The sequence below is a fragment of the Tabrizicola sp. genome (genome assembly GCF_036781545.1).
In the GTDB taxonomy this organism is placed as follows: Bacteria; Pseudomonadota; Alphaproteobacteria; order Rhodobacterales; family Rhodobacteraceae; genus Tabrizicola.
This window is the reverse complement of record NZ_DAIQAT010000193.1, coordinates 1-5,953: the sequence shown is the minus strand read 5'-3', so window position 1 is coordinate 5,953 and position 5,953 is coordinate 1. Positions and strand designations below refer to the sequence as shown.

The 5,953-nt window shown below is 66.3% G+C and carries 6 protein-coding genes; 5 read left to right on the top strand and 1 reads right to left on the bottom strand.

Annotated features, from left to right (window positions below; genetic code table 11):
• The first annotated feature begins 1 nt into the window (after nucleotide 1).
• From V7Q39_RS18725 to V7Q39_RS18715, 3 genes are all read left to right on the top strand, one after another.
• Nucleotides 2-1,222 (top strand): acyl-CoA dehydrogenase, encoded by a 1,221-nt coding sequence (locus tag V7Q39_RS18725; protein ID WP_333818131.1) that lies wholly within the window; start codon nucleotides 2-4, stop codon nucleotides 1,220-1,222.
• A 107-nt stretch (nucleotides 1,223-1,329) separates the two neighbouring features.
• Nucleotides 1,330-2,355, top strand: a complete 1,026-nt coding sequence (locus V7Q39_RS18720; RefSeq protein ID WP_333818129.1) for a glycosyltransferase family 2 protein — start codon at nucleotides 1,330-1,332, stop codon at nucleotides 2,353-2,355.
• A 184-nt stretch (nucleotides 2,356-2,539) separates the two neighbouring features.
• Nucleotides 2,540-3,436 (top strand): phosphoadenosine phosphosulfate reductase, encoded by an 897-nt coding sequence (locus tag V7Q39_RS18715; protein ID WP_333818128.1) that lies wholly within the window; start codon nucleotides 2,540-2,542, stop codon nucleotides 3,434-3,436.
• A 96-nt stretch (nucleotides 3,437-3,532) separates the two neighbouring features.
• Here the strand turns inward: V7Q39_RS18715 and V7Q39_RS18710 are convergent, their stop codons facing one another.
• Nucleotides 3,533-3,928: a lysozyme inhibitor LprI family protein gene (locus V7Q39_RS18710; protein WP_333818127.1), complete on the bottom strand. Its 396-nt coding sequence runs from the start codon at nucleotides 3,926-3,928 to the stop codon at nucleotides 3,533-3,535.
• Between the two features lie 89 nt (nucleotides 3,929-4,017).
• On the opposite strand from V7Q39_RS18710, the gene pyrC reads away from it, so the two are divergent.
• Together pyrC and V7Q39_RS18700 are read left to right on the top strand one after the other, a co-directional pair.
• On the top strand, nucleotides 4,018-5,058 hold the full coding sequence (pyrC, locus tag V7Q39_RS18705) for a dihydroorotase (RefSeq protein WP_333818126.1): 1,041 nt from the start codon (nucleotides 4,018-4,020) through the stop codon (nucleotides 5,056-5,058).
• Nucleotides 5,059-5,109: 51 nt separating this feature from the next.
• A complete protein-coding gene (locus V7Q39_RS18700; protein WP_333818125.1) occupies nucleotides 5,110-5,787 on the top strand; it encodes an orotate phosphoribosyltransferase in 678 nt (225 codons plus the stop codon).
• Nucleotides 5,788-5,953 lie beyond the last annotated feature (166 nt).

Below are 5,953 nucleotides of genomic sequence, written 5' to 3'. Positions count from 1 at the left end.
CATGTCCGACAAACCGAAACTGAAGCCCAAGGATGCGCCCGATCTGGGCCGGTTCGACTGGGAGGATGCCTTCCGGCTGAACGACCAGCTGTCCGAGGAAGAGCGGATGCTGCGCGACGCCGCGCGGGCCTATGCGCAAGAGAAGCTGCAACCGCGCGTCATCGCGGCCTATCGCGACGAGACCACCGATCCGGCGATCTTCCGCGAGATGGGCGAGATGGGGCTTCTGGGCGTGACGATCCCCGAGGAATACGGCGGGCTGGGCGCGTCCTATGTGGCCTATGGGCTGGTCGCGCGGGAAGTCGAGCGGGTCGATTCGGGCTATCGGTCGATGATGTCGGTGCAATCCTCGCTGGTGATGTATCCGATCTATGCCTATGGCACCGAAGCGCAGCGGCAGAAATACCTGCCGAAGCTGGCCTCGGGCGAATGGATCGGCTGCTTCGGGCTGACCGAACCCGATGCGGGGTCGGACCCGGCGGGGATGAAGACCACGGCGAAGAAGACGGCGAACGGCTATGTGCTGAACGGCGCGAAGATGTGGATTTCCAACGCGCCCATCGCCGATGTCTTCGTGGTCTGGGCCAAGTCCGAGGCGCATGGCGGCAAGATCAAGGGCTTTGTTCTCGACAAGGGCACCAAGGGGCTTTCGGCGCCGAAGGTGGGGGGCAAGCTGTCGCTGCGCGCCTCGATCACCGGCGAGATCGTGTTGAAGGATGTGGAAGTGGGCGAGGACGCGCTCTTGCCGCATGTCGAAGGGCTGAAGGGGCCGTTCGGCTGCCTGAACCGGGCGCGCTATGGCATCAGCTGGGGCGTGATGGGGTCGGCCGAATTCTGCATGGCGGCGGCGCGGCAATATGGGCTGGACCGCAAGCAGTTCGGCAAGCCCATCGCGGGGACGCAGCTTTATCAGCTGAAGCTGGCCAACATGCTGACCGAGATTTCGCTGGGGCTGCAGGCCTCCCTGCGGGTGGGGCGGCTGCTGGACGAGGCCAATGCGGCGCCGGAGATGATCTCGATCATCAAGCGCAACAACTGCGGCAAGGCGCTGGAGGCGGCCCGCTGGGCGCGCGACATGCATGGCGGCAACGGCATCCAGGAGGATTTCCAGGTCATGCGCCATATGGTGAACCTGGAGACGGTGAACACCTACGAGGGCACGCATGACGTCCATGCGCTGATCCTGGGCCGGGCGGTCACCGGGTTGCAGGCCTTCTTCTGAGGGTGGCCGGGTTTCCCTGCCCGTGCTAGGCCTTCGGCTGTGGCGCGGGTGGAGAGGTCGGATGCCTCCGGCGGGGATATTTTGGCAAAGATGAAAGGGCGGGCGGGGTGAAGATCACGGCCGTCCTTTGCGTGAAGAACGAGGGCGCGTTTCTGCTGGAATGGCTGGCGCACCATCGGGCCTGCGGCGTCACCGATTTTCTGGTCTTCTCCAACGACTGCGACGATGGCACCGAGGCGATGCTGGACCGGCTGGAGGCGATGGGCTGGCTGGCGCATGTCCGCAATCCGGGGCCGCATGACGAGGGGCCGCAATGGGCGGCGCTGAAGCAGGCGGACAAGCATCGGCTGGTGACGGGCGCGGATTGGGTCCTGGTCCTGGACATCGACGAGTTCGTCAATGTCCATGTCGGCGACCGCACGATCCCGGCGCTGCTGGCAGCCCTTCCGGAGGCGACGGCGATCACGCTGACCTGGCGGCTTTTCGGCAATGCGGGGGTGGTGGAATATCGCGATGCGCCGGTGACGGAGCGTTTCACCCGCGCCGCGCCGCATGTGCTGCACTGGCCTTGGCGGGCGCAACTGTTCAAGACGCTGGTCCGCAACGACGGCAGCTACGGCAAGCTGGGGGTGCACCGGCCCCGCGCGCCGGCGGCCGAGCGGATGGGATCGCAGCGCTGGTATGACGGCGCGGGCCGGGTCCTGCCGGCGGCCTTCCACCGGGGGCGGGTGTTCTCGGACGTCGGGCGCGACCACCACGCGCTGGTGCAGCTGAACCACTATCCGCTGGGCGCGGCGCAGAGCTTCGTGCTGAAACGGGATCGCGGGCGGGCCAATCGCGCCGACGGGGCGCAGGACGTGGCCTACTGGGTGGAACGCAACTTCAACGCCGAAGAGGACCGCTCGATCCTGGCACTGGCCAGCGGAGCGGCGCGGGACGATCTGCACCGCGACCCTGTGCTGGGGCCGCTGCACCGGGTGGCAGTGGACTGGCGCCACGCGCGGTTTCGCCAGTTGATGCAAGAGGATGCCTGGCGCAGCTTTTACGGCCAGATCCTGATGGCGGGGCCGACTCGGGTGCTGGGCCGGGATGAGGCGGAAGCGATCTGGAAGCCCTATATCCCGCGTCCGTAACCGGGGGTCGCAGGATTGCGGCAGCATTGCAACCTTTGGTTGTCATCGGGGGAGGCTGATGCGGGACATCGCGCTTCATACGTGTATCGGCAGCCAATGTTTCCACCGCAAGGCCTTGTGGTGGCCGTATTCTCTCGCCAGAGTCAGGACGCCCGCTGCTGCTTGACCGATGACCCAATCTCCGATGAGCACTCGCCCTCTCCCGCCGCCCGACTGGCAACGCCCGATGCTGGACATCGCCGAGGGCGACGGCGATTTCCTGCCTTTGGGGGACAAGCACTACGCCTTCTTCGCCGAGGAACGCCCGCTGCTTCTGGTCACGTTTGAGGACGCGGAGAGCTTGCGCGAGCGTGAGGACAAGCTGCCGGAGCACTACACGCTGGCGCAGGCGCGGGGCTGGTCGATCCTGACCATCCTGGCCGAGGGCGAGACCTGGTGGCGCGACCCGGCGGTGTTCCGGTATTTCGACCGGCTGGCCGACGACGGGTTCCTGGAGGATTTCGACCGGGTGGTGTTCTATGGCGCGGGGCCTGCGGGCTATGCGGCGGCGGCCTATTCGATCACCGCGCCGCAGGCGGAACTGGTGCTGATCGCGCCCCGGGCGACGCTGGACCCAGGGCTGGCGGGCTGGGATGAACGCCACCGGATCGCCCGTCGGATCAACTTCCGCGGCCGCTACGGCTATGCGCCGGACATGACGGAAAGCGCGTCAAAGGTCTGGCTGATCCACGACCCGCTGCACCAGCCCGACGCGATGCACGCGGCGCTGTTCCAGCGACCCTGGGTCACGCCGTTGCACGCCCGTTATACCGGAGAGGGTACCGAGGACACGCTGCGCGAGATGAAGGTGCTGGACCGCATCCTGGAGGCGGCGATGGAGGGCAAGATGTCGGCCGACCGCTTCTCCTGGCTCTGGCGGGGGCGGCGGTCGAACGGCAGCTACCTGCGCGCGGTGCTGGCGGCAGCGCGGCTGTCGGGGCATCCGAAGCGCGAGATCAAGATCTGCCGGTCGGTCACCTCGCGGCTGAACGCGCCACGGTTCGCCCGGCGGCTGGCGGAACTGACCGGAGAAGCGGTCTAGAGCCTGTCCCGCGCGGATAGCAGCGCCGAACACGCTTGAAGGTCTCGGCGGTAGCGTGTCCGACAAGAACCAGCTGTCACCTTGGTCGGGCACGCTCTAGTTGGCGTAGTTGTCGACCAGCCCGTTCAGTTGCGCGGCGCGGTCTTCGGTCAACTGGCGCATGCAGCCGTAAACCAGCAAGGGTTCGGCGCTGCCGCCCTTCATGGCGTAGCCTTCCACTTCGCAGGCCTTGTCGCGGAAGGTGATCCAGGCGCGCTGCGCCTCTTTCAGCGCCTCGGCACCGCCCTTTTCGGCATCGGGCAGGTTGGCGTCCCAGTCCTTCAGCAGCGCCATCGCGCGCTTGTAGGCAAGGTTCAGCTCTGCATCCGCGATTTCCCAGTCGTGATAGGCGCACTGGCTCATCTCGGTCTGCGTGACAGCGTTCTGGCAGTCCACCTCCTGCGCAGCGGCAGGAAGAGCGAGGCAGGCGAAGACGAGAAGCGGGCGGATCATCGGGAACTCCTGAAGCTGCAACGGTTCTGGCGCAATCTGCCACGCGATGCCACTGGAAAGGCGGTCTGGTTTACGTTACCTGCCGGACCATGCAAGCGATCACCCTGCCCCGCCCCGACGACTGGCACCTGCACCTGCGCGATGGCGCGATGCTGAAGGCCGTGCTGCCGGAAACCGCCCGGCATTTTGCCCGCGCGATCATCATGCCGAACCTGGTGCCGCCGGTGGTGACGCTGGACGACGCTATGGCCTACCGCGACCGCATCCTCGCCGCTTTGCCCGAGGGGATGGGTTTCGAACCCTTGATGACGCTCTATCTCACCGAGGGTACCGATCCGGCGGATGTGGAGCGCGCAGCAGCGTCGGGGCTGGTGAAGGCGGTGAAGCTTTATCCGGCGGGGGCGACGACGAATTCACATTCGGGGGTGCGCGACCTGGCGAAGGTCATGCCCGTGCTGGAAACCATGGCGCGGATCGGCCTGCCGCTCTGCATGCATGGCGAGGTGACGGACCCGGCGGTCGACATCTTCGACCGTGAGGCGGTGTTCATCGACACGGTGCTCGATCCCCTGCGGCGGCGCCTGCCGGACCTGCGGGTGGTGATGGAACATATCACCACCGGGGAAGGCGCGGAGTATGCGGCGGAAGGTGGCGAGAACCTGGCCGCGACGATCACCACGCATCACCTGATCATCAACCGCAACCACATCCTCGTGGGCGGGATCAAGCCGCATTACTACTGCCTGCCGGTCGCGAAGCGCGAAAAGCACCGGCTGGCGCTGCGGAAGGCCGCGACCTCGGGCGCGCCGCGGTATTTCCTTGGCACCGACAGCGCGCCGCATGTGGATGCGCTGAAGGAACATGCCTGCGGCTGCGCGGGCTGCTTCACGGCGACGAACACGCTGAGCCTTCTGGCGCATGTCTTCGAAGAGGAAGGCGCGCTGGACAAACTGGAAAGCTTCGCCTCGCGGAACGGCCCGGCCTTCTACCGCCTGCCGGTGAACGCGGGGACCATCCGGCTGGAGAAACGGGCCGAACCCTGTGTCTGGCCCGCGAAGATCGTTTCGGAGGCAGGGCCTGTCACCGTCTTCGATCCCGGCTTTCCTGTGCACTGGCACGTCGTCCCCTGAACAAGTCCAAAAACTTTCCAGAAAATTTTCGGACGCTTGAAAGGCTTGCCCATGATCCCCTCGACCTTCCCGCCCAAGGACGAAATCGCCCGCCTGACCGCCCGTGCGCTGCTGGAGATCAAGGCGGTGCATTTCAACGCCGAGACACCCTTCACGCTGGCCTCGGGCCTGCCCTCGCCCACCTATATCGACTGCCGCAAGCTGATCAGCTATCCGCGCATCCGGTCCACCCTGATGGACTTCCTGTCCGTGACCGTGATGCGCGAGGCGGGGATGGAGGCCTTCGACAACATCGCGGGCGGCGAGACGGCGGGCATCCCCTTCGCGGCGCTGGTGGCCGAGCGGCTGGCTTTGCCGATGACCTATGTCCGGAAGAAGCCGAAGGGCTATGGCCGCAACGCCCGGATCGAGGGCGCGATGACCGAGGGACAGCGGGTGCTGCTGGTCGAGGACCTGACCACCGACGGCGGCTCGAAGCTGTCCTTCGTCGATGCGATCCGCGAAACCGGGGCCAGTTGCGGCCATACGGCGGTGATCTTCTACTACGGCATCTTCCCGGATACCGAGGCGAAGCTTGGCGCGCATGGGGTGAAGCTGCACCACCTCTGCACCTGGTGGGACGTGCTGGCCGAGGCGCGGGCGCAGGGCGCCTTCGATGCGGTGACGCTTGCCGAGGTGGAAAGCTTCCTCAAGGCGCCGCGCGACTGGCAGGAGGCCCGCAAGGGCTGATTCCCCGCCGGCGGCCTCGCCCTGCCTGTCCCTGCCGCCCACTAGAGCCTGCCAGTTTTCCAAGGGCTAGCTTGGCGCTTCATCGCCGAGGCAAGATGTGGTAGGCTCAATCTTGTGGATAAGCGGCTTATGCACAGCTTTCCCCCAACCCATTCCACCGCCGGAC